Below are 24,014 nucleotides of genomic sequence, written 5' to 3'. Positions count from 1 at the left end.
ACCATGGAGAACGAAACCTTATGAAACCGCGAGATTTGGCCCACCCGATACTGCTGGCAGGTGCCCTGCTGTTCTGCCAGGCCGCGCTGGCCCACGGCCCCGTTTTCGACTGCTACATCGAGCACGATGACTGGGTGAAATGTGAAGCCGGCTACACCGACGGCAGTTCCGCCGCAGGTCGAAAAATCCATGTCCAGGACCCCAGCAACAAGCTATTGCTCGAAGGGACTGTCGACAAGGACAACAGCTACACGTTCCAGGCCCCCGCCGGCGCGTACTCGGTGGAATTCCTCGGTGGTGAAAACCATGGCGCCACGATCCAGTCCTCTGACATCTCAAAGTGAGCCCGACCATGCTGATCAAACGACGACTGCTCCAAGCCTTTGCCGCCGCAACCTTCGGTTGCATGACCTGCGTCGCGAAAGCGCACTTCCAGATGCTCTACCTTGACGAAACCGCGCTGCAGCGTGCGGCCGACCTGGACTTTGCCATAGTGTTCACGCATCCGTTCTCCGGTGGGCCGACGATGGCCATGGGTGAACCCAAGGCCTTCAGCCTCATCAGCGGCCACGGCGGAAAAACAACCGACCTGCGCCAATACCTCAAACCTGTCCAGTGGCAGGGTCGCGAAAAACCAGTGGCCGCCTATCGCGCGTCGATTCCACGGGAGTTGGTGCGGCCCCTGGGCGACCATATTTTCGTACTCGAACCTGAGCCGTATCTGGAAACCGAGGAAGGCGTCTACATCCAACAGTTCACCAAGCTCGTCGTGAACGTGGGCGGCGTGCCCGGCAATGGGTCAGAACCCCAAGGGTTGGCGGTTGAGATCCAACCCCTGAACAAGCCGTATGCAAACTGGACGGGTGGCGTGTTCCGCGCGTTGGTCCTGGCTGACGGCAAGCCTGTTCCATTCGCCGAGATCGAAATCGAGTACGTCAATCATGCGGTCGACATCAAAAACAACGCCTTTGGCCAGAAGGACTATGTCACTGCCCCCCAAGCCGCCTTCAAATCCTTGAGTACGTACTCGGATGCCCAAGGCATCGTGACCATCGGCCTGCCACGCGCTGGCTGGTGGGGCATTGCGGCGCTCAACATCGGCGCGACCAAAACCTACAAGGGCAAACCTCTGTCCCAGGATGCGGTGCTGTGGATCCAGGCCAGGGACATGAAATGACGTGCGGTTATCGGTATCGGTCAAAGCGCCGCGTTCTGTCGAGTCGCCTGCCAGCAAAACAGCGAACCGACTGTCACCCTGACGGCCCCCTGCCAGAACGGTGCCTGCGAACTGACATCCACCCACTGATGCCCTGATACGCCAACAGCAGTGCACCGGTCAGCAACAAGGTCCACTGCACGCTGAAGGCCGCTGCTGCCAGCCCTGCCAACAACCCGCCAATCGCTTCGAAGCCGAAACGCATGGCGATGTAGAACGCAATCACCCACCCACGCAACGCCTCGGGCGCGGTGCTTTGCAGGGTCATGTTGCTGCTGACATTGCTCACGGTGATGCCAAACCCCAAGCCCGCCAGCGCGATCAGCGAACGCCCTACTCCCTGGCGGCAAAAATGATGAAACCGATCTACGCCGTGGGCGCCACGGACCCGCACGCCTCCTCAATGGCACTGCCGATTTTCGGCCCGAGGGAAAACCTGATTGGCGCGCTGGTACCCTCCGGCCCCGCGAGCCGACTGACCGCGACGCTTATCTGGTATGACGTGGCTTACGACCTCCTGGCATCAGGCACTTCAAGACCTGACAACAGCTCATCGGTTGCGCGATCGAACTGTTCGATAAGGAAATCCAGCAAGACCCGCACACGGGGAACCCGGTAACGGTTGCCATGTAGTACCGCGTAGACACCAGCCTCCGGGACACAAAAGTCAGGCAACAGGACTTTCAGTCGTCCAGCACGGATATCGGCTGCCGCATCCCAGATGGTCTTACGTGCAATGCCATGCCCGGCCAATGCCCATGCGCGCGCGAGTGCGCCATCATTGGTTTCCCATGCCTGGCTCATGGGTACGGTGTGGTTCCATTCCTGACCGTCCACCACAAAGTGAAAGGTGTTCAATGGCCCTGCGCCAGTCACCAGCACGATAAATTTGTGGTTAACCAGGTCAGCTGGGGTCTGGGGTACACCGTATCGCGCCAGGTAGTCAGGCGAAGCGCACAGTACTCGCCAGTTGGGCGCCAACTGCCTGGCGATCATCGAGCTTTCATGTGGCTGCCCAAACCGGATTGCCAGATCAATATCGTCCTGCAGCAGATTCGACAGCGAATCCGATAACGTCAGCGCGACGCACAGTTCCGGGTGCAACGCACTGAATGCCTCAAGCCAGTCATTCAAAAGATTGCGGCCAAAGTCGGCAGACGCGGATATCCGCACCTTGCCACGCACTTCAGTTCGACTGGCTTGAAGCCCCGCTTCCGCCTCATCGATAGCCCGTAATGCGACCCAGCACTGCTGCAAGTAAAACCGACCTTCTTCCGTAAGGCGCAACTGACGGGTTGTGCGATCAAACAATCTGGTGCGCAGCGCCGCCTCAAGCTTGATGAGGCGCGCGCTGGCCGCGGCTGGCGACAACGCCAGTTTGCGTCCTGCGGCAGACAGACTGCCGAGTGCTGCCGCCTCGACAAACAAACGCATATCACCCAATCGGTCAGTGGCCATATTCAATTCAAATTTGATAAATCATCAAATGGTAGGCCAATTATCAAATCTGTGACAATTCATCACACTCGTGCCTCCCTTCCTACTGAGCACAGGTCATGACTGGCAAATCACATGTTGAAAATGGCTCTTTCACGACATCTAACACGCGCGAACATCTCACTACCGGGCGTCTGCCACTGGCGGCCCTGTTGGCGCTGACAATGGGTAGCTTTATCGCCACCGCCAATGAAACACTGCCCGCAGGACTTTTGCCACAGATCGCCGAAGCATTGGGTGTGTCGCAAGCGTGGGCCGGCCAGATGGTGACGCTGTGCGCACTGGGCTCAGGGTTGGCGGCTATTCCTTTGACGCTCGCGTTGCAAGGTTGGCGTCGGCGCTTGTTGCTATTACTGGCGGTCGGGGTGTTTTGCGCCTGCAATGCGGTGACCGCCCTGTCGCCCTGGTTTGCATTGACGCTGGCGGCTCGCTTCATGGTGGGCATTGCCACCGGTCTGGCCTGGAGCCTGCTGGCCGGCTACGCCAGACGGTTGGTCACCCCACAATTGCAAGGTCGCGCCATGGCGCTGGCCATGCTCGGCATCCCTTTGGCACTGGCCCTGGGCGTACCGCTGGGTGCTTGGCTCGGCAAACTGCTGGGATGGCGATGCGTGTTCGGGACACTCTCAGGACTCAGCCTTTTGCTGATGGCCTGGATCTATCTGAAAGTGCCTGACTACCCCGGACAACGCGCCGATCGACGCCTGCCGCTACGCAGGGTCTTGCAAACCCCGGGGGTGCGGCCGGTGCTGGCGGTGGTCATGCTCTGGATCCTGGCCCATTACACCTTCTATACCTATATTGCTGCGTTCCTGGCTTCGGTTGGTTTGGCCGATCAGGTTGATCGGGGCCTCCTTGCATTCGGTATTGCGGCCTTGTTCGGCCTATGGGTGATCGGCACGCTGATTGATGGCAGGCTGCGCAGCCTGGTACTGCTCAGCCTGACAGCATTCACCCTGGTGTCGTTTGCCCTTGGGCTGGGTGACCTGCCCGCCAGCGCGATCTATATCAGCATCGTCTTGTGGGGGATGAGCTTCGGCGGCGCGCCAACCTTATTGCAAACCGCCTTGGCGGAAGTTGCCGGAGACGGCGCTGACATTGCGCAATCCATGCTGGTCACCGTGTTTAACCTGGCATTTGCAGGCAGCGGTGTGATCGGCGGTGTTCTCCTGGGAACCCGAGGGGCGAGCGCTATTCCCTGGGTAGCATTGGCGCTGCTGCTGCCGGCGCTGTTGATTGTCTGGGTGGCCAAGAGGCAGGCTTTCAGGCGTTGACCGTTGGGCCGCGCTAACAATCGGCAATCGAGACCGCCCGAATGGCGGACACGATTCTGGACGGAACAGCAGGCAAAAAAAAAGCCACTCGTTAGAGTGGCTTTTTCTTTGTGTTTGGAGCGGGAAACGAGACGTGCATTAGGCGACTTAGTCTTTGATTTAAATTGCAAGCGTGACCCAGCATAAGGAGACACTGCTGGGTAAATTCGTGATGCTTGATGAGCGCATGCGTGAACTCAAACAACGGGAAGAGGACATGGCTGTGCGCGAACGCTCATTCGACAGGCGCGAAGAGGAACTCATCGCCGGTATGAATGCGCTGAAAATAGCGGAAGAACAGCTTAACTCACTGATGAAGGATGGTTGAATACGTCACAGGCGCGCACGTTGAATTCAGTCCCGCAACCTGCGCGCTTCATCACGATATTCACGTGCTTGTTTAAGGCTGACTGCGGGGTAGCAGCCAAAGGACATTTTGACTTGCTGACACGCCCAGTAAAAACGGAACAGTGATCATGCATCATGATCGGCTACTCGATGTGATTGAGACGTGAGTGTGGCTGGCCGAGGCTCACATGCTTGCTCGCCGGCTTACCACTTGATTTTGTCTAAGCCCTCTAACCGGGCACTTATCTGCTGACAGTTTTTCCGAAGGGAATCAACAAAATGTTCCACGGTAGACGATTCGGGTCGGTGCAACGGCCGTACAACACTTACACAGTAAGAAATTGAATGTGAAAAGCGACGAATCTGCAAACCTCGCCCGACATAGTCGAGGGCGGTGATCGGATTCACAATGGCAACGCCCACCCCAAGGTTAACAGTCGCACACACAGCGCTCGCGCTATGCGTCTCTACCACCAGCCGTCTTTCAATGCCTGACTGGTGGAAGATAGCGTCCGTTTTTCTTCTGTAGGGATCATCCGCCGCAAGGTAAACAAAATTTTGCCCCTCGAAGTCTTGTGGTGTGAGGACTGTTTTCGCATTTAATTCGTGATAAGAGGGTAAAACACACACCACGTCGAGGTTCAAGAGTGTTTCGATGTAGGTGCCCGGAGGTGTTTCCAGGGTTTCAGTCAACCCCAGGTGATAACGCTGAGCAGTTAGCGACTCCTCGAGGGCGGGCGAATCCTGGGGCGTGATATTGATGCTGACGCCAGGAAATTTACTGCAGAAATCCTGGCAGACCTGCGGCAACAAGGCATTCGAGAAAGCCGGTATGCACGTCAACGAAATTTGCCCTTGCCGAAAATGCTTGATGGCCTCGACGGCATTTTTTACTCGGGCTAACCCCACATAGCTGCGTTGAACTTCATCGAACAACATCAGCCCATGCTCAGTCGGAATCAACTTTGCACCCGCGCGCTTGAACAACGTCAACTGAGTCAGCGTTTCGAACCGGCTGAGCTCTCGGCTAATGGTGGGCTGCGAGGTATGCAGAAGTTCAGCGGCACCCGTCGCGCTGCCTGTCGTCATTACCGCCCAAAATACTTCCACATGGCGAAAACTGAAATTCATGAGCCAACCCCGCGATGAATCGAATAAGCCACACCATATCAGAAATGAATAGCCAGCCACTAAATTGATATTTTTACTTTGTTTTTTTGCTGAGCATACTTTCCAGGTACTCGAGACGTTAATGATCAGGGTGATCACTACATGAGTGCGCTTATCGCGTCCTGAATAAAATAACCCTACAGCGAGCGGGCGATGAAATACCGGCGATTTGGACGACTGGAATGGAATGTTTCTGAAGTTGGATATGGAATGTGGGGGGTCGCGGGAGGTGAAGGGGGTTGGACCGGCTCATCCGATGTCAGCGGCATTTCGGCGTTGGAGCATTCGATTCAACTAGGCTGCAACTTTTTCGAGCTTGGGGAAGCATTACGACACCAAAAAGGTTACCTGACTTGCGTGTTGGACGGGGATAACGTACGTCATGGGCTATGACTTGACCTGGATTTCACCCACCAAGGGCGAAGTGAAAATATTCGACGGGTGAGTGAAGTCAGCAAGTTGCTTGCTGACGCGGGCTTGATTGTATTGACCGCGTTTATTTCTCCTTTTCGACATGATCGCGCCCTGGTGAGAGCGCTGATTGGCGACAGTGATTATGTGGAAATCTTTATCAATGCCTCTTTTGATGTGTGCGAGGCACGCGATCCAAAAGGGCTCTATAAAAAGGCCAGGGAGAAACAGGTCGCCGAGTTTACCGGCATCGATTCTCCGTATGAACCACCGGTACATCCCGAACTCATCATCAACACTGACACTCAAACCGCAATTGCTTGCGCTGAAAAGATTGTCAACTATTTGTACAGCACGGGTCGGTTGTTATTGGAATCAACGGATGACTGCTTATCCCGCGAGCGTATCAGTGCACGCAGTTAAGCTCATCAACTGGAGGAAGCAAGATGGACCATTTTAATTTTGTCGACGGTCATTTACATGTGGAGCACCTTGATGTTCGTCAAATAGTCGAACAGCATGGAAGTCCCGTGTATGTCTATTCAGCACACACCCTGAAAAATCACTACAGCGTGCTGAAAGATGCTTTTTCTGCCCTCTCGCCGTTGATTTGTTTCTCAGTTAAAAGCTGCAGTAATCTCAGCATCCTTAAGCTCTTGGTCGATCAAGGATCAGGGCTGGATGTGGTCAGTGGCGGTGAGCTCCACCGGGCACTGATGGCGGGAGTGACTGCGGACAAGATTGTGTTTGCCGGGGTCGGCAAGTCGCGTGAAGAAATTCGCTACGCGGTTGAAGCTGGCGTTTTCCTTTTTAATGTGGAGTCTGAAGGCGAGCTGCTGCGTTTGGATGAGGTCGCCACAACTGCCGGTAAGCGTATAAAAGTGGCCATTCGTATCAATCCGGATGTGGCGGATGCTGACACCCCTGAAAAAACCTCAACAGGCGGCCGCCAGACAAAATTTGGCATACCGATGGAACGCGCCTACGAACTGTTCGAGCCGAAACGTTACTCAAGCGTCGATGTCGTTGGGATCCATATTCACCTTGGATCGCCGATTCCATCAGCTCAGACCTATTTGTCTGCCATCGATAAGATCGAGGACATGATCAACCGACTTAAGGCGACTGATTGCGCGATCGAATTTGTCAACATTGGCGGAGGTTTTCCAGCGCAGTACGGGACCGAAAGCAATCCCGTTGGCTCATTAACAGAAACGGGAGCACTTATTTGTCAGCGTCTGCAAGGGCTGAAACAGCGCGGTATCCGCTTCATCATTGAACCGGGTCGTTCGATCAGCGCAAATGCGGGTATTTTGCTGACCACCGTCGAATACATTAAACAAGGCTGGGATCGAAAGATCGCTATTGTCGATGCGGGCATGAACGTACTGCTGCGGCCCACCCTGTATGGTGCCAACCATGTTATTTGGCCAACCCATTTTGAAAATCTTTCTGGCCATTGGACTGCGATAACCCACAGCGCTCAGCTGTCCGACGTCACTCACTTGGAGGAGACCGATATTGTTGGGCCTATTTGTGAGACCGGCGATCACTTTGCATTAGGTCGAGCATTACCGGCGTTTGACAATGGCAGTGTATTGGCGATTTTTTCATGTGGTGCGTATGGCATGAGTATGGCCAGCCAATATAACTCCCGTGGGCGCCCACCCGAAGTCCTGGTTGAGGGAATCAATGCCAAGTTAATACGGGCTCGTGAAACTCACGAAGATTTAGTGGTTCACGAATTATGTGGCTTGGACAACGCTTGACGCTGACGTACTGCGGCGGCTCTCTAAATAGATTGGAATGTGACCATGACTCACAACATTGCAGTAATCGTCGATGCGTATTCCACTGGCGCGAAACTGGCCGCTAAGTTTCATTCAGAGGGCGTAGCGGTCCTGCACGTCCAAAGTGCCTCGCCCATCATTGATTTTTATATCAACGATTGGCGACCTGAGAGGATCCAGCAACAATACGAATTTGAGTCTTGCCGAAAAAAGCACTTAAAAAAGTACTTAAACGTACTGGATTACCCTGGTTTTCAGTGGTTTTCCGCAGGAACGAAAAAAGACGCCTAAGCGTCTATTTCGTGGATCCCAGCGTCCAGTGGACATCTGCTGATCAAATTTTGGAGCGGGAAACGAGACTCGCACCTGGTGTCCGACCCATTGAAATCTAAGGGGTTTCTTTTCTTGCCAAAGCAGGAAAAGACTCAATTCTGGACTTGTTTTTGAAGGGTATCAAGGACCAAGAAGAAGGTGATTCCAAGACAAGCTAATGGATTCCACCCTTAGCCAAAAAAACAAATACTCATCAGCGCTACATTTAAAGCGCTGCGCTGGATAGAGTACCCATGCATAAGGCCGGTATTCACGTGTTCACCAACTGAAGCCAGCTCAACCGGACGAACCTGGACGCTGATCAAGTTTTTTCATCAGCCTCTGGAATGCCGCCAGCACCTGCGCAGGCCGCTCCAACATCAATTGATGACCACACCGCTCCAACACCTCAAAGCTACCCGTTGCCAGCTGTCGGGCGAGCGCTTCACCCCCACTGGAGGGCGTCAGCCCGTCGCTGTCTCCCGCTAACACATAAGTCGGCAACGTCAGTCGGGCCAGGGCATCGGCGTCGGGCCATTGGGCGTTTTGCAGTAGAGACTTGAACACATACAAACGATTACGACGAGTCAGGTTTTCCTCGTAGGCTACCAGCCGGGAATCGGCTGCGGGGTGCCACGCACGCTGACGAAAGCCCTTGGCCAGCAACGGCCGCAGCAGCTCCAACACCCAGACAGGCAGCGCCATCAGACCACCGCGGCTCAACGGGCGATGCAGTTGCGTGCCTAGCAGCAGGGCGCCATCTATGGTCACCTGCGGCAACCTGTGTGGGAGCTCCAGCAAGGCACTCAACCCCAGTCCGGTACCAAAGGAATGTGCGACCAGGATATTCCGCCGTGCAGCGTAGCGGCTCAGTATTTCCAGCTGATCTGCCACCAGTTCCGACCAGGCATAGGCCTGCGGCTGGCGCGGCTTTTCGCTATCGCCGTGCCCCAACAGGTCCCACGCCACCAGGCTGTATCCCTGATCGGCCAACGCCTGCCATAACTCGCGCCATTGATCCTTGTGACCACCCCCACCATGCCCGAAGAACAAAACTGTATCTGCCTGATGCGTGCCTGGTTGATAAGCGATGCTCAGGTGCCGTCCTGGACGGATCTCCACCGGCTCGCCCCGCACCAGAGGTAAATCAGAAAATGCATGTAAATCAGCCATGAGTGGGACAAGCCTCTTTGGATTCAAGCTTTTGAGGAATGACGGTCGAAGGGGGGGCGGTTCTGGAAAAACCACGCAATAAGGTCTGGGTATAAACGTGTTGCGGATGGACCAGTAGCGTTGCCGTTTCCCCCTGCTCCACCACATGCCCGCCCTGCATCACGGCAATGCGATCACACAGTCTGGCGGCCACTCGCAAATCGTGGGTGATGAACACAATGCTCAGCTTGAGCCGACGTTGCAGGTCTTCAAGCAACTCGAGAATCTGTACCTGGATCAGCGCATCCAGAGCGGAAACGCATTCGTCCGCGATGAGTATTTTCGGCTCTACAGCCAAGGCACGGGCGATACCGATACGCTGGCGCTGACCACCGGAAAACTGATGAGCATAGCGTTCGAACGCGGCTGCGGGCAGCCCAACCAACTCCAGTATTGCCCGCGCGCGCCGCTCGGCCTCGGCCTTTGAGTGTCCCTGTACCAGCGGGCCGGTCATGACGATACGACCGACGGTCTGGCGCGGATTGAGCGAGGCAAACGGGTCCTGGAAAATCATCTGCACGTCGCTGCGCAATGCTCGCAAACGCCCTTCGGACAGCGCCGTTACATCCTGACCCAGCCATTGAATTTGACCACTGTCAGCACGTAGCAGCCGAACAAGGCAACGGCCCAGAGTGGATTTCCCCGAGCCTGACTCCCCAACAATGCCCAGGGTTTCACCCTCGCGCAGGGTCAACTGAACCTGCGTCAGGGCCTGGGTGGCACGCTTGCGCCACCAACCGCTGTGGCTGTGAAACACTTTATTGAGTTGCTCGGCCTTGAGCACCACACTCCCGTCCACCGTCGTGCGCGGGGCCCGCGGTTGCGCCGAGACCGCTGCCAACAGTTGCTGGGTATAAAGCGCCTGAGGCTTGCGCAATATTTGATGGGAGCTGCCCTGCTCCACCAGCTGGCCTTTTTCCAGCACCAGCACGCGGTCGGCAATGGCCTCGACCATGGCGAAATCATGGGTGATGAACAACAGCGACATGCCCTTGTCCTGTTGAATCTTGCGTAACAGATCGATGATTTGCGCCTGGGTGGTCACGTCCAGCGCCGAGGTGGGTTCGTCGGCGATCAGTAACGAGGGATCGAACGCCAACGCCATGGCGATGACCACGCGCTGACGCTGGCCACCGGAGAGCTCAAAGGGATAGACCAGGCGCAGGCGTTCCGGCTCGGGCAGGCCGACATAACCCAGCAACTCCACAACCCGTCGGCGACGCTCCTGGGCCGATTTCACCCCGTGGGCGCGCAGGGTTTCATCGATCTGCTCACCCACGCGCAGCAGCGGGTTCAGCGCGCTCATGGGCTCCTGGAACACCATGCTTATATCTCGCCCGCGCAGCTGGCGCATCGCGGTTTCACTGAACTTCGCCAGGTCTTCATCACGAAACACCAGTCGCCCGCTTTCCACGCTCAGCGGCGTCGGTAACTGGCGCAACAATGCCTTGGCCAACATCGACTTGCCCGAGCCGGACTCGCCCACTACACATAGGCATTCGCCGCTGCGCAATTGCAGCGACAGGTCATACAGCGCGTGACTGCGGTCGGCACCGGCCGGCAAGGCGATACGCAGGTTTTCCACACTGAGCAACGTCATAGCGACCTCCCCGGTTCAAAGGCCACGCGCAAGCCTTCGCCCACCCGGTTCACCGCCAGCACGCACAGCACAATCGCCAACCCCGGCAAGAAACTCATCCACCAGGCATCCCGCAGCAGCCCACGGGACGCGTTGATCATGTAACCCCAGCTCATGGCCTCAGGGTCGCTCAGGCCGAGAAACGCTAACGCGGCTTCGGTGAGAACGGCAGTGGCCATCACAAAGGTCATGGTCACCAACAACGGCGCCAAGGCATTGGGCAGGATTTGTTGGCTGATGATGCCTAATGGCGATTGCCCCAGCACCCGCGCCGCCTGCACAAACTCACGTTGTCTCAGGGTAAGGAATTCGCTGCGCACCAGCCGCGCGACGCCCGGCCACGCCACCAGCGAAATCGCCAGCACGATGGAACCCAGGGACGGCTCCAGCACCGCCACCAGGATCACCGCTAACACTAACTGCGGAATGATCTGAAAGAACTCGGCGATTCGCATCAGCACGCCGTCGAGCCAGCCACCGAAATAACCGGCGACAGCGCCGACGAGCAGCCCCACCAGCAAGGTCGCCAGACTGGTCAACATCCCCACGGCCAAGGACACACGGGCGCCGTAGAGCAAGCCGCTGCCGAGGTCGCGGCCGAGCATATCGCTGCCCAGCCAGTGCGCCGAATCGCGGAACGGCGGGAGCATCGGCTGGGTGTTCATTTCCCAGGGCGAGCTACTGGTGAGCCACGGTGCGGCAGTCGCTAGTGCTGCTAACACCAGCAAAAACACCGCGCCAGCCAGCGCCGACGGCTGGTGAATAAAGCGTGTGAGCACCGCCATCAGCCCTGTCCTCCGGCGCCTATACGTGGGTCGAGCAAACGGCAAATCACATCGGTCAACACATTGAAGCCCACCACCAAAATCGAGATCACCAGAAAGCCGCCCATCAACACACCGTAGTCACGCTGGGCCAATGAGTCATACATCAAGCGGCCAATGCCAGGCCAGGAGTACACCACCTCCACCAGTAACGCACCGCTGGCCAGTTGGCCGAGTTGCAAACCAGCGAAAGTCACCACCGGCAGCAGTGCATTGCGCAACACATGTACATACAGGATCCGTCGTGGATGCAGGCCTTTGGCGTGAGCAGTGCGCACGTATTCCTGACCAAGAGCATCGAGCACGGCGGCTCGGGTGAGGTGGATATACAGGGCCAGAAACAGCACGCTCAGGGATAGGCACGGCAACAACAGATGCCGCAGGCGATCCAGCAGCGAGAAGTCCCGGCCCACGGTCTCCATACCGAACGCCGGCAACCAATCCAGACTTACGGAGAACAGCAAAATCATCAGCATCGCCAGCCAGAACGGCGGCATCGCGTACAGCAACAAAGCACCGTGGGAGATCACGTCGTCCAGCCAATGCCGTTTCTGCCGTGCCCGCGCCGCCAGCACACCCAAGGTCACGCCAAGCACGGAAGAAACCACAAAGGCCGAGCCCATCAATGCCAGCGTTGCCGGCAACCGTTCGGCGATCAGCGACCACACCGACGTCTGGTTTCGGTAGGAATAACCCAGGTCCAGGTGGGCGATATTGCCCAGGTATATCAGCAACTGCTGGAGCAGCGGCTTATCCAGGCCCATGGTCTGGCGCAGCTGCTCGATAAACTGCACATCGTCCACCCCCGCCTCTCCGGCCAACAGCAATGCAGGATCGCCCGGCGCCAGGCGAATCAGCAGGAAGCTCAGCACCAGCACCGCCACCACCATCAGCAACGCCTTGACGAGCCGCCCGCTGAAATACAACGCGCCGTTCATGGTGCCAGGGCCTCGAGGTACACGCTCTCGTCGTCCTCGTTAAGGCTGGTAGCGGTCTGCAGCAGGTTTTTCACCTGTTTGTGAAACAGCGTCGGGTAACGCATTTCGAAGATCGGTGCGATGGGCAGGTCAGCGTTCAGCACGTTCTCCAACTGGCTGTAGAGCTGTTTGCGCTCCGGGCCTTCCGGGGTATCGGCGACTTTCGCCCACAAGGCGTCGGCCTCGGCGCTGTTGTAGCCGCTGACGTTGGCGAACGGCGAGGTTTTGAGTATGTAGTCGGAGCGGAACAGGTAGGCGCTGGTCAGGTAGGGATCGCCGATCTGGAAGATAAAATTGTAGGTCAGGTCGAAGTCCCAGTCGCTTACGCGCTGGAACCAGGTCGCCGCGTCGGATGTGACCACCTGCACCTTGAAACCCAGGGGTTGCAAGGACTGCTTGGTGTATTCGGCCAGGCGCTCCCAGGCCCCCCCCTTCTCGCCATTGAGCAGGCGAATGCGCACCGCGCCGACATCCACGCCGGATTCGGCAATCAGCGCTTTGGCCTTTTTCACGTCATAGGCGTACTGCGGCAACTGGGGATCGTGGTAAGGCGAGCTGGACACAAACGGCCCCTGAGCGACCTTGCCCGAGCCGAAGAAGATGTTATCGACGATGAACTGTCGGTTCAGCGCATACAGGATCGCCTGGCGCACCTTGGGGTTGTTCAACGGTGGCTTGCGCGTGTTGATTTGCAGGAAGGCCAGACCCGCGTACAACTCCCAGCCCTTTTCCGACGACTGCACATCGGGCAAGGCGGTCAGGCGCTTAAGGTCGGAGTAATCCGCATCGCCGCTGCGCAGCACTTGCACGTCGTTACGCTCGAACGCGGCGGCACGCGAAGAGGCATCAGGAATGACGTGGAAGATGATGCTGTCGAGGTACGGCAGGCCCTTTTTCCAGTAGTTGGGGTTTTTAGCCAGCTTGATATAGGCGCCTCGTTTCCACTCGACGAACACAAACGGCCCGGTACCCACCGGTTTTAGGTTGTAGGGGTTGTTACGAAAGTCGGTGTTCTCGTAAAGGTGCTTCGGCACCACCGGGCGCAAGCCGCTGCCCAAGGCCGAAAGCAACGGTGCGAAAGGTTTCTTCAGGTGAAAGACCACCTGCAGCGGACCTTTGGCGGTGATGCTCTCGACGTACTCGGTGATGATACCGCCAAGACGCTTGTCCACCTCGGGGTAGAAGATCTGGAAGCTGAACACCACGTCATCGGCGGTGAACGCTGGACCGTCGTGCCAGTGCACGCCGTCCTGCAAGTCGAAAGTATAGGTGAGGCCGTCAGGGGAGATAGTCCAGGCTTTGGCCAATACCGGTTTGGGCGCAAGGTGTGTGTCGAAAGTGAGCAGGCCCTGGAGCACCTTGCCGCTCACGTATTGGGTCGACACATGGCTGACTACGCCGTGCATCAGCGAGGGCGGCTCCGGCTGGGCCACCAGGTTGAGCACCCCGCCCTCCTGGGGTTGCGCTTGAGCCTGGCCGGCCAACAACGTGGTGCACAGTGCCACGGACGTGAGGGCACGGCGGAAAGAGAATGAGCGCATGGAGTCTCCTCGAATTGAAAAATATAACGAGGGTTTTGCAAGCGTTGTGCCATGGCCGGTTGGGCGGGTATTGCTGGGGTTGGTGGTGATCGCGCTGATGAAAAAACCACAGAGCTGCGCCTGAGTGTGCAAAAAGCAGCAGCAAAGCATTTCAAATGCGGGAGGGGGCTTGCCCCCGATACCGGTCGGTCATCAATGAATGAGCCAACTGACACGCCGCTATCGGGGGCAAGCCCCCTCCCACAGGGGTTCATCGCTGGTCGATGGCACAAGGTTTGCCCCTGTAACCGTCATCTGAATAAACGAGCCTCGCCACTATGTCACTGGATTACCTGGGCAACCCCATCGACACCACCGACCCCACCACCCGCCAAGGGCTGGACGACTTCATAGGCGGCTTCCTCGGCTACCAGCCCCGTGCCGAACGCATCCTTGCCACCGCCGATGCCGATCCCGGCTCCGCGCTGGCTAATGCGTTTGCCGGCTTGCTGCTGATGTTCAGCGAGTCGCCCGAGGGCCCGGCACTGGCGGAAAAATACCACCAACGTGCGGCGCACGCCGCTCACCCGCGCGCTCAGCTGTACCTTGGCGTGCTGCAAGCCTGGATCAAGGACGACCTCGATCAGGTCCTGCATTTGAGCGCAAACCTGCTCGACCGCTACCCCCGCGACCTATTCGCCGCCAAGCTCAACCAGTACCTGGAATTCAACCGCGGCAACTGGCCCGCCCTGTTGCGCATCGGCCTAAAGGCCACCGCTGGCGCACCCGATATTGCCCACAGCCACGGTCTGCTGGCCTTCGCCTACGAGCAATGCCACCTGCTTGAAGACGCCGAAGCCAGCGCGCTGCAAGCCTTGCGCCTGCAACCCTCGGAGCCTTGGGCCCAGCACGCCCTGGCCCATGTGATGCTGACCCAGGGACGTATCGAGGAAGGCACGGTATTCCTGGAAAGCGTGACCCATCACTGGGACGGTTTGAACTCGTTCATGTACACCCACAACTGGTGGCACCTGGCGTTGTTCTACCTGGCGCGGGGCGAGAAACAGCGCGTGCTGGAGATTTACGACCAACACGTGTGGGGCATTCTCCCGGAATACTCCCAGGACCAGGTCGGCGCCGTGTCCTTGCTCGCGCGATTGGAACTGGCCGGCATCAACGTGGGAGAGCGCTGGCAGGCGCTGGCACCCTACCTACAACGTCGGGTCTGCGATACGGTACAGCCGTTCCTGAGCGTGCAGTACCTGTATGGCCTGGCCCGGGCGGGCAAGCCGGAGGCGGATAGGTTGCTGGCGACGTTGCGCCAGTACAGCTTTGACGCACGGCCGGTGTGGGGCGAAGTGACCCTGCCGTTGGCGAAGGGCTTATTGGCCCATGCACGTGGCGACTGGCAACAGTCGCTGGCGCAACTGACGATCGCCCTTCCCCGGCTGAATGAGATTGGTGGCAGCCACGCACAGCGCGATCTGTTTGCCCTGGTGGAGCTGGATGCACGAGTGAAGGCCGGGGATTGGTTGGGGGCGCAGCAGACACTGGAATTGCGGCGCCGGTATGACGGGTGGGATGTGCCGACGAATCGGAGTTTGGTACGGGTGTATGAGGCGTTGAAGTTGCCGGAGCTGGCGGCAAAGGCACAGACGCGCCTATCACCTTTCACCTGAGCAGCAGGAGCCGGCTTGTCGGCGTTAGCGGTCTGTCAGTTAACACAGGCGCAAGCTAAACCGCCGCCGTCGCCGGCGAGCCGGTTCCTACAGTGGATAGTGGCTAGCCCCTGGCACTGAACACCCCTCTGGCGATCGCCCGCACCACGCAATCCGCAGCCGCCGAGCCAATACAACCAATCTCCACCTGCCGCCGTGGGCCATCGGTCAACTCAACCGCCTCCGACGCCAAGGCAAATACAGTGTCCCCATCAAACGGCAAATGCGCCGGACGCACCGCACGGGCAATTCCGTCCTGAGCCATGATCGCCACGCGCTTGCACTCAGCCACAGTGAGCCGAGCGGTACTGGCGACCACCACCAGCGTCGTGTTGGCCCCGGCTTGCAGGCGGCCCATCGAACCCAGGCGTGACAACTCCGGCATCGGGTCGCTGCAGTCCATCTCGGCTTCAGGCCGCCGGCCACCGAATTCCCCCGCGACTTCCCAGGGCCAGGCCCAGAACGTTTTACCGTCGGGCATGTACACCGAGCCAATGGGGTTGGCGACGACCAGTGCGGCGACGATCAATCCGTCACCCAGGTCCAGCGAGGCGGTACCCAGCCCGCCTTTCAATACACCGGCCATGGCGCCACGGCCGGCGCCCACCGAGCCCAACTCGAAATCTTCTCCAGCATTGGCCAGCGCTTCAAAGCCCAGGCGTCGGTAAGGCGGGTCCAGGCCCCAGTCCTTGTCGCCGCCGTTGGCCAGGTCGTGCAACACGGCGGCGGGCACTATGGGGATTGCCGGGGCGCCGGGTTTCAAATGCAGGCCCACCTCGTCCTGAGACAGTTTTGCCGCCACGGCATCCGCCGCGCCCAGGCCGAACACCGAGCCGCCGGCGAAAACCAGAGCGTGGAGTTGGCCGACCATGTTTTCCGGCTCCAAGGCGGCGGTTTCACGCCCGCCAGGGCCACCGCCGCGAATGTCGATGCTGGCAGTCCAGAAACCATTGGGGCGAATCACTGTGACGCCGGTGTCGACGCGCAGGTCCGTGGCGTGGCCGACCGTGAGGCCTGGGATATCGGTGAGGGCATTGCGCGGGCCGGGTCTAGGCATACAGAAATAGCTTCCTTGGGTTCAGGGTGTTGCGTGGGGAGAGCAAGTCGTGTGCCAAGCACAACCACCCAAGCCTTACGGCTCGATACCCGGTTGCCGATGACAGCCCCTGCACAAAAACCAACACCCTGCCCTTCGGCTTGTTAAAAAAACACCAACACCCCCGCTTACTACGCAATAAGCCTATGTTTTTAAACAATTTTAACAGATGGCACAGCCCTTGCTCTCCAGCCTTCCCACCAGAGCTTGAACTCAACAAGCCGTCCTCTATCAAGGCCCAACACCTTAAACCACTGGAGTATTTCCCATCATGAATGCATCACGCGCCACAAGTCGCCGACCCAGTAAGGCCTTCGCCCACACGTTGTTGTTTATTGCCCTGTACGAAGCCGCCAGCTACAGCAGCCTGACTGTCGCCGCCGACGCGCCGGCCAGCGATAACCCCTTGGACACCGTTGTGGTGATCGGCAACCGTGGCCAGGCGCGCACCCTGGCCGAGAGCCCGTCGCCCGTGGACGTGATCTCCTCCAAGCAACTGCTGGCCACCGGGCAAGGCGATCTCACCCGCGCCCTGAGCAAGGTACTGCCATCCCTCAATCAGCCAGCATCGTCAGGCTTCGGCTCAACGTCGGTGGTGCGCCCGATCAGCCTGCGTGGCCTCAATGGCGACCAGGTGCTGGTACTGGTCAACGGCAAGCGTCGCCACAACAGCGCGCTGCTCAATAACGGCACCTACCTCAACTCCGGCTCGCAACCGGTGGACTTGGACATGATCCCCACCGCTCTGGTGGATCATGTCGAAGTGCTCCGTGACGGCGCCTCGGCCCAGTATGGTTCGGATGCGATTGGCGGCGTGGTCAACATCGTGCTCAAGCAGACCGACCACGGCGGCAGCCTGTCCACAAGCTACGGCCAGAACTATGAAAACGGCGACGGAGAAACCGCGCGCCAAACCGGCAATGTCGGCCTTTCGCTGCCCAACGACGGCTTTATCAACCTCGCCCTGGACGTGAAGAAACAGAAGATCTCCGACCGCTCCGACAACGCGCCATATACCGACTCGGCCGGCAACACCAGCCTGCAACACACCTACTACGGCACCGGCCTGCCCGAGGCACGCAACTTCAGTTTCGGCTACAACGCCGAGCTGCCGGTGGACGATGCCCTCACGCTCTACTCATTCTCCACCTACACCCGCCGCAACTCGGAAAAACCGCTGGCTTTCCACCAGCCCGCCAGCTTCGATGGCATCCGCACCCCCTTCCCCGAAGGCATCGAAGACACCCTGCGTTTTATCGAAAATGACTTCCAGGTAGCGTTTGGCGGCAAGGGCGAACTCGCCGGCTGGGACTATGACCTGTCCAGCACCTATGGCCAGGACCATGCCGAAGCGACCCTGCGTCACACCTACAACCTGAGCTACGGCCCGGACTCGCCGACCTCGGTGGACACCGGCGTCAAGACCTTCAGCCAATGGACCAACAACCTCGATCTGACCCGCGCATTTGACCTCGGCCTGCACAAACCCACGCAGATTTCCTGGGGCCTGGAGCAACGCTACGAGAACTACAAGATCGGCAAGGGTGACTTCGCCTCCTACGCCAGCGGCCCTTTCACCACCGGAGCCAGCGGTGGCCTGATCGCACCGGGCACCATCTCCGGTGCCGGTACCACCCCGCAGGATGCTGCGCAAAAAGGCCGCACCAGCCTCGCCGGGTATGGTGAGATCGGCCAGGACTTCACCGATAAATGGCACGTCGACCTGGCCGGTCGCTACGAGCACTACAACGATGGCTCGGGCACCACGACTAACGGAAAGTTCTCCACCCGCTACCAACTCACACCGATCCTGGCAGTACGCGGCACCTTCAGCACCGGTTTCCGTGCGCCTTCACTGGCCCAGCAGATTTACAGCTCCACCTCGCAAACCAGCGTCAACGGCCAGCTGTTCGACTACCGTAACGTTGCAGTCAACTCCGACGTGGCCAAGGCGCTCGGTGCCGAGACTCTCAAACCTGAGAAGTCCACCAACTTCAGCCTGGGCCTGACTCTGCAACCGACGGACGCCACCAGCATCACCCTTGATGCCTACCAGATTAAAATCAAGAACCGCATCGCGCAAACCGGCTACCTGGGCGGCACACCGCAAATCAGCGCAATCCTCGCAGCAGCGGGTCTCAACCCGAACCAGGCGGTGACCTATTTCACTAACGCCCTCGATACCACTACCCGTGGCGTCGACCTCGTCGGAGACTACCGCCAGAGCATCGGTGCCTACGGCAACCTGCGTTACACCTTGGGCTTCAACTGGAACACCACGCAGATCGACGACATCCACGCCTCCAGCGTGGCCCAACAAGCCCTCGGCCCAACCGGCGGTTATGACCGTCAGCGCCAGGGCAACCTCAAGTACGGTTTGCCGCAATCCAAATTGCTGCTGGGCACCACTTGGACCGTCGACAAGTTCGAGATCGGCCTCAACCTGACCCGCTACGGCGAGTACACCCAGTACGGCACCGCCGAATCCTTCGACCGCACGTTCTCGCCAGCGTGGATCACCGACCTGAACATCGACTACCACCTGACTCCGGCGATCACTCTGAATGCAGGCGCCAACAACCTGTTCAACAAGTACCCGGAACGCACTGACCTGGCCAGCAGCTCGGGCGGCTTTCCCTATGGCAACTTCTCGCCCTACGGCACCACCGGCGGCTACTGGTACACCGGCGTGACGTACAACTTTTAAGCCAGCCTGCGGAGCCGGTTCACCCGCTCCGCACCTGCCCCTGATGGGAGCCTGTTCATGACCCGCCGCACCGACAAACTCAAACTAGGGGCCTTCCTCGCCAACAGCGGCCACCACGTCGCCGCCTGGCGCCACCCGTTGGCCCAAGCCGATGCCAGCCTGGATTTCGACCATTTCAAACACATTGCGCAGACCGCCGAGCGCGGCAAGTTCGATGCATTGTTTATTGCCGATGTGGTCGCCTTGTGGGGCCACCATCACGATGCCCTGAGCCGTACGGCCCGCGCCGAACACTTCGAACCGCTGACGTTGATGTCGGCCCTGGCTGCCGTCACAAACAATATCGGGCTGATTGCAACCGCGACCACCACCTACAACGAGCCGTACCATATCGCGCGCAAATTCGCGTCCCTGGACCACCTGTCCAAGGGACGCGCCGCCTGGAACCTGGTGACCTCGGTAGTCTCGGATGAAGCGTGGAATTTCGGCCGCGAAAACCACGTCGACCATGGCGACCGCTACCAGCGTGCCGAAGAGTTCCATGACGTGGTCAAGGATCTGTGGGACAGCTGGGACGACGACGCCTTTACTCGCGACAAAGCCAGTGGCGAGTATTTCGACCCGGCCAAATTGCACACCCTCAACCATCGCGGCAAGCACTTTGCCGTACGCGGCCCGCTCAACATGGCTCGCCCGCCCCAGGGTCACCCGGTACTGGTGCAGGCCGGGGCATCGGAGCCGGGCAAACAACTCGCCGCCCGGGTTGCCGAACTGATCTTCGCCCACTCGAATAACCTGGAAGGCGCCCAGGCGTTCTACCAGGACATCAAGGCACGCGCCGCTGCCCTCGGCCGCGACCCGGATCACGTCAAAATCCTACCCGGCGTCACACCGTTTATTGCCGATACCCGTGAACACGCCAAGTTGCTGTTCGAAGAGTTCCAGGCGCTGATCGACCCGGTGCTGGGCCTGCGCCTGCTGGCCGACACCTTGGGCGATGACATCGACCTCTCCGGCCATGACCTCGACGGCCCATTGCCGGAAACCCCCGTGGGCCAGCGCGGCAGTCGTCGGGATAAGGTGCTGGAATTGGCGCGCACGGAGAACCTGAGCATCCGCCAGCTGTACTTGCGCCTGGCCGGAGGCAACCCGGTGATAGGCACAGCCGAGGACGTTGCCGATCACTTTGAGGCATGGTTCCAGGCGCGGGCATGCGATGGCTTCAATGTGTTCTTCCCGTACTTCCCTGGCGCCATCGACGTGTTCGTCGATCAGGTGATTCCGTTGCTGCAGGCGCGTGGGCTGTTTCGCCAGGAATACGAGGGCGCCACCCTGCGCGAAAACCTCGGCCTGCCGCGCCCGGACAACCGCTTTACGGGAGAGAGGGCATGAAACGCAGCGCCTGGATGCTCGCCTTCGCCAGCTTGATCGCCCCCAAAGCCTTCGCCTTGAACATCTTGCTGAGCAATGACGACGGCTATCAGCATCCGAACATTCGCGCACTCTACACCGTGCTGAAAGCCCAGGGCCATAACGTGAAAATCGCCGCGCCCCAGAGTGATCAGAGCGCGCGAGGCGGTTCGTTCTTCTTCGGTCGCGAAGTGAGTGTTGGACACGATACCGACCCCGCTTACCCCGACAGCTACTACATCAGCACCACCGACAACGGCATATGCCAGAGCACCGAGTGCGCCGGCAAAGCAGTACAGATCGAAATCAGCGGCTCGCCGGTGATGGCACTGCTGATGGGCCTGAACAAAGTCCTGCCACATCCCGACCTGGTGATCGTCGGCCCCAACCCTGGCAATAACCTCGGCGCGATCAATATGGCCTCCGGCACCTTCAATACCGCCAGCGTGGCGCTGCAGTCGGGCATTCCGGCATTGGCGGTGAGTACTGATCTGAAGGAGAAAGACCCGCAGCGCGCCGCCCAACTGGTAGCAAAACTGGTGCATGCCCTTGAGCAGCATCGCCAACCCGATGGCGCGCTGCTACCGCCGGGCCTGGGCTTGAATATCAACTTGCCCAAGGATGGGCAGATAAAAGGCGTCAAACTGACCCGCGTCGGCAGCTATGTGGGTTTTGAGGCGCTGTACACCGATGATCTCAAGCAGTTCAACCTGCCCGGCAAACCCGGCATCGGCTTCCAATACAGCCCCGCCGCTACCGCTGCGCAACAGAACGATGAAGCGGTATGGCTGAACAAAGGCTACCTGACCATCAGCCCGTTCAGTGGCCTGCCGGAATCCGTCAGCGCAGGGCCAGCACTGCAAAATCAGTTGGCCCATGAGGTGAAACCATGAGTGCAGGCTTTTCCCTCGGGTTTCTGAGCCGGGTCTATAGCCCGAGTGCTGATCCCAAGGTCTACCGGGACACCCTGGAACTGTTCAAGGTTGCCGAAGCGCTGGGCTTTGACAGTGGCTGGTTAGCGCAGCACCACTTCGCCAGTGAAAATGGGCGCTTGCCGTCGCCGTTGGTAGTGTTGGCGGCCGTCGCCCAGCAGACACGGCATATCAGCCTCGGCACCGGGATTATCGTATTACCCCAGGAGGCGCCGCTGCGCCTGGCGGAAGACGCCGCCGTGCTGGACTTGCTGTGCAACGGCCGACTGGAACTGGGCCTCGGTGCGGGTTTTGATCCTGAGACCTTCCTCGCCTTCGGCCGCGAGCATGAAACACGGCATCGTGACTACGAGCAGCACCTTCAACAGTTGCTCAATGCATTTGGCAACGCGCCACTGACCGATAGCGGTTCCCGCCTCCTGCCACGCACCAACGGTTTGAGCCAGCGTGTGTGGGAAGCCACCGCGCGGGTGGAGCTGGTAGCCGAACGTGGCCACGGCCTGATCATGGCACCCAATCCGCATTTGCCTGCCCAAGCCGGTGTGGAACTGGTGAACCGCTACCGCAACGCCTGGACCGGCGACAACGGCACGCCCGCCCGCGTCGCACGGGTGCAGGCCTTGCTCGCCGCACCGGACGATGCCACACGCCGCGATATCCAGGCCTATGTGCAACGCCAGCAAAGCATCGGCGTACTCAAGGGCACTCTGGACGCTGACTTCGACACCACCCTCAAGCGCCTCGGCGTGTTGCACGGCCCGGTGGAGCAAATCATCGAGCAATTGCAGCAAGGCCCGCCATTGACAGCCCACGACCAACTGATCCTGCAAGTACAAACCACCAGCACGCCGCTGCGCGAGGCGATCCGTGCGCTGGAGATCATCCGCGAACACATCGCACCAGCACTGGGCTGGCAACCCACAGGAGCCCCGTCATGACGTTCAAATTGGGTTTCCTCAGCCACGCTTTTGGTGATGACCCCCAGCAGGTCTACCGCGACCTGATCGAACAATTCGAAGTGGCTGAAGCCCTCGGCTTCGACGGTGGCTGGATTGCCCAGCACCACTTGAGCAATGGCTTTGGTCGTCTTCCTTCACCCTTGGTGCTGCTGGCGGCCGTTGCCGAACGCACGCGGCATATCGAACTGGGCACCGGGGTGATTGTGTTGCCATTCGAGGACCCGATCCGCCTGGCCGAAGACGCCAGTGTGGTGGACGCCCTGAGCAGCGGGCGCGTGCAATTGGGCCTGGGCAGTGGTGGCGCCAACCTCGATAACTTCAGCGCTTTTGACCGCGACCCAAGCCGGCGCCAGGCGGATTTTACCGAGCGCCAGCAACGCTTGCAGCGCCTTCTGGAAGGTAAACCGCTGACCGGCGAATTAACGTTGCAACCGCCTGCACTCGGTCTGGGCGAACGCCTTTGGCATTCCCACGGCAGCACTGACGGCGCGGTCTATACCGCCCGACAAGGCAACGGACTGCTGCTGGGCACCGCCACCCATGATCCGCTCACCGTGCAAAAGCCTTTGGCGGATGCCTACCTGCAAGCCTGGTCGCGCAGTGACCGCGCACCGCGTATTGGCGTGGTTCGTGCCATTTTCCCCGCCATCGACCGCGCCAGCGCCCAGGCCGAACTGTCGGTGGATATCGAGCGGCATATCCCGCGCTTGCAACGTGAGGGCCTGATCGACGAAGCCGTGGATTTGCAGGAACACCTGCGCTTGATGAACGTGCACCACGGCCATCCCGATGAAGTGATCGAAAGCTTGCAACAGGACCCGTCGCTGCTGCCTTATGCTGACTACATGATTGCTGTGGTTCAGGCGGAAAGCTCGACCCAGGCACAAATTCTCACACGCTTGGAAATCCTGGCCCGGGACATCGCCCCGGCCTTGGGTTGGAAAAAACGATGAATAACGGAGC

At 59.2% G+C, this 24,014-nt stretch carries 22 protein-coding genes and 1 pseudogene; 13 read left to right on the top strand and 10 right to left on the bottom strand.

Translation table 11 applies throughout. The annotated features are described in order from the left end of the window. The first annotated feature begins 20 nt into the window (after nt 1–20). Nucleotides 21–344 carry a hypothetical protein gene (locus BLR69_RS01675; RefSeq protein ID WP_058427124.1) on the top strand — a complete coding sequence of 108 codons (324 nt, stop codon included), beginning with the start codon at nt 21–23 and terminating at the stop codon, nt 342–344. 8 nt (nt 345–352) lie between these two features. Next, nucleotides 353–1,177, top strand: coding sequence for a DUF4198 domain-containing protein (locus BLR69_RS01670; RefSeq protein ID WP_071495015.1), 825 nt, complete (start codon nt 353–355; stop codon nt 1,175–1,177). Nucleotides 1,178–1,250: 73 nt separating this feature from the next. On the opposite strand, the pseudogene BLR69_RS01665 reads toward BLR69_RS01670, so the two are convergent. Both BLR69_RS01665 and BLR69_RS01655 read right to left on the bottom strand, forming a co-directional pair. Beyond that, a pseudogene (locus BLR69_RS01665) lies at nt 1,251–1,544 on the bottom strand (MFS transporter); the annotation flags it as partial. 179 nt (nt 1,545–1,723) lie between these two features. Next, nucleotides 1,724–2,674, bottom strand: coding sequence for a LysR family transcriptional regulator (locus BLR69_RS01655; RefSeq protein ID WP_071495017.1), 951 nt, complete (start codon nt 2,672–2,674; stop codon nt 1,724–1,726). 98 nt (nt 2,675–2,772) lie between these two features. On the opposite strand from BLR69_RS01655, the gene BLR69_RS01650 reads away from it, so the two are divergent. Further along, complete coding sequence (locus tag BLR69_RS01650; RefSeq protein WP_071495018.1) at nt 2,773–3,987, top strand: MFS transporter; 1,215 nt, start codon at nt 2,773–2,775, stop codon at nt 3,985–3,987. Between the two features lie 172 nt (nt 3,988–4,159). After that, entirely contained in the window at nt 4,160–4,354 is a 195-nt protein-coding gene (locus tag BLR69_RS30660) for a hypothetical protein (protein WP_134434934.1), read from the top strand. A 26-nt stretch (nt 4,355–4,380) separates the two neighbouring features. On the opposite strand, the gene BLR69_RS31335 is transcribed toward BLR69_RS30660, so the two are convergent. Together BLR69_RS31335 and BLR69_RS01645 are read right to left on the bottom strand one after the other, a co-directional pair. Then, entirely contained in the window at nt 4,381–4,497 is a 117-nt protein-coding gene (locus BLR69_RS31335; protein WP_331716267.1) for an Arm DNA-binding domain-containing protein, read from the bottom strand. An 81-nt stretch (nt 4,498–4,578) separates the two neighbouring features. After that, the gene (locus BLR69_RS01645; protein ID WP_071495019.1) at nt 4,579–5,505 is read right to left on the bottom strand and encodes a LysR family transcriptional regulator; all 927 of its coding nucleotides are present in this window, start codon (nt 5,503–5,505) and stop codon (nt 4,579–4,581) included. 438 nt (nt 5,506–5,943) lie between these two features. Between BLR69_RS01645 and cysC the strand changes: the two genes are divergently transcribed. From cysC to BLR69_RS01625, 3 genes are read left to right on the top strand one after another with little or no spacing between them, the layout of a single operon-like run. Continuing rightward, nucleotides 5,944–6,378, top strand: coding sequence for an adenylyl-sulfate kinase (gene cysC / locus BLR69_RS31025; RefSeq protein WP_083365757.1), 435 nt, complete (start codon nt 5,944–5,946; stop codon nt 6,376–6,378). Nucleotides 6,379–6,401: 23 nt separating this feature from the next. Next, nucleotides 6,402–7,724 carry a diaminopimelate decarboxylase gene (gene lysA / locus BLR69_RS01630; protein ID WP_071495021.1) on the top strand — a complete coding sequence of 441 codons (1,323 nt, stop codon included), beginning with the start codon at nt 6,402–6,404 and terminating at the stop codon, nt 7,722–7,724. Nucleotides 7,725–7,769: 45 nt separating this feature from the next. After that, nucleotides 7,770–8,036 carry a hypothetical protein gene (locus tag BLR69_RS01625; RefSeq protein WP_071495022.1) on the top strand — a complete coding sequence of 89 codons (267 nt, stop codon included), beginning with the start codon at nt 7,770–7,772 and terminating at the stop codon, nt 8,034–8,036. A gap of 318 nt (nt 8,037–8,354) precedes the next feature. On the opposite strand, the gene BLR69_RS01620 is transcribed toward BLR69_RS01625, so the two are convergent. From BLR69_RS01620 to BLR69_RS01600, 5 genes are read right to left on the bottom strand one after another with little or no spacing between them, the layout of a single operon-like run. After that, nucleotides 8,355–9,230, bottom strand: coding sequence for an alpha/beta fold hydrolase (locus tag BLR69_RS01620; protein ID WP_071495023.1), 876 nt, complete (start codon nt 9,228–9,230; stop codon nt 8,355–8,357). Beyond that, nucleotides 9,223–10,869, bottom strand: a complete 1,647-nt coding sequence (locus BLR69_RS01615; RefSeq protein ID WP_071495024.1) for a dipeptide ABC transporter ATP-binding protein — start codon at nt 10,867–10,869, stop codon at nt 9,223–9,225. Before BLR69_RS01615 ends, BLR69_RS01620 begins: the two co-directional genes overlap by 8 nt. After that, nucleotides 10,866–11,693, bottom strand: coding sequence for an ABC transporter permease (locus tag BLR69_RS01610; protein WP_071495025.1), 828 nt, complete (start codon nt 11,691–11,693; stop codon nt 10,866–10,868). Before BLR69_RS01610 ends, BLR69_RS01615 begins: the two co-directional genes overlap by 4 nt. Continuing rightward, the gene (locus BLR69_RS01605) at nt 11,693–12,670 is read right to left on the bottom strand and encodes an ABC transporter permease (RefSeq protein ID WP_071495026.1); all 978 of its coding nucleotides are present in this window, start codon (nt 12,668–12,670) and stop codon (nt 11,693–11,695) included. Before BLR69_RS01605 ends, BLR69_RS01610 begins: the two co-directional genes overlap by 1 nt. Then, a complete protein-coding gene (locus tag BLR69_RS01600) occupies nt 12,667–14,250 on the bottom strand; it encodes an ABC transporter substrate-binding protein (protein WP_071495027.1) in 1,584 nt (527 codons plus the stop codon). Before BLR69_RS01600 ends, BLR69_RS01605 begins: the two co-directional genes overlap by 4 nt. Nucleotides 14,251–14,567: 317 nt before the next feature. On the opposite strand from BLR69_RS01600, the gene BLR69_RS01595 reads away from it, so the two are divergent. Further along, on the top strand, nt 14,568–15,908 hold the full coding sequence (locus tag BLR69_RS01595; protein ID WP_071495028.1) for a tetratricopeptide repeat protein: 1,341 nt from the start codon (nt 14,568–14,570) through the stop codon (nt 15,906–15,908). A gap of 103 nt (nt 15,909–16,011) precedes the next feature. Here the strand turns inward: BLR69_RS01595 and BLR69_RS01590 are convergent, their stop codons facing one another. Then, nucleotides 16,012–17,004 carry a P1 family peptidase gene (locus BLR69_RS01590; protein ID WP_071495029.1) on the bottom strand — a complete coding sequence of 331 codons (993 nt, stop codon included), beginning with the start codon at nt 17,002–17,004 and terminating at the stop codon, nt 16,012–16,014. 310 nt (nt 17,005–17,314) lie between these two features. On the opposite strand from BLR69_RS01590, the gene BLR69_RS01585 reads away from it, so the two are divergent. Genes BLR69_RS01585 through BLR69_RS01565 form a run of 5 tightly spaced genes read left to right on the top strand, consistent with a single transcriptional unit; the run spans nt 17,315 to nt 24,004 of the window. Further along, complete coding sequence (locus BLR69_RS01585) at nt 17,315–19,750, top strand: TonB-dependent receptor plug domain-containing protein (protein WP_071495030.1); 2,436 nt, start codon at nt 17,315–17,317, stop codon at nt 19,748–19,750. Between the two features lie 57 nt (nt 19,751–19,807). After that, on the top strand, nt 19,808–21,142 hold the full coding sequence (locus BLR69_RS01580; RefSeq protein ID WP_071495031.1) for an LLM class flavin-dependent oxidoreductase: 1,335 nt from the start codon (nt 19,808–19,810) through the stop codon (nt 21,140–21,142). Beyond that, nucleotides 21,139–22,053: a 5'/3'-nucleotidase SurE gene (locus BLR69_RS01575; protein WP_071495032.1), complete on the top strand. Its 915-nt coding sequence runs from the start codon at nt 21,139–21,141 to the stop codon at nt 22,051–22,053. Before BLR69_RS01580 ends, BLR69_RS01575 begins: the two co-directional genes overlap by 4 nt. Further along, complete coding sequence (locus tag BLR69_RS01570) at nt 22,050–23,030, top strand: LLM class flavin-dependent oxidoreductase (RefSeq protein ID WP_071495033.1); 981 nt, start codon at nt 22,050–22,052, stop codon at nt 23,028–23,030. The genes BLR69_RS01575 and BLR69_RS01570 overlap by 4 nt, the downstream gene beginning before the upstream one ends. Next, nucleotides 23,027–24,004 (top strand): LLM class flavin-dependent oxidoreductase, encoded by a 978-nt coding sequence (locus tag BLR69_RS01565; protein ID WP_071495034.1) that lies wholly within the window; start codon nt 23,027–23,029, stop codon nt 24,002–24,004. Before BLR69_RS01570 ends, BLR69_RS01565 begins: the two co-directional genes overlap by 4 nt. The last annotated feature ends 10 nt before the right edge of the window (nt 24,005–24,014 follow it).

Origin of the sequence: Pseudomonas azotoformans, from assembly GCF_900103345.1 — a bacterium.
GTDB classification, from domain to species: domain Bacteria; phylum Pseudomonadota; class Gammaproteobacteria; order Pseudomonadales; family Pseudomonadaceae; genus Aquipseudomonas; species Aquipseudomonas azotoformans.
Note: the sequence above shows the minus strand (reverse complement) of the source record. Positions and strands in the feature narration are given on the sequence as shown.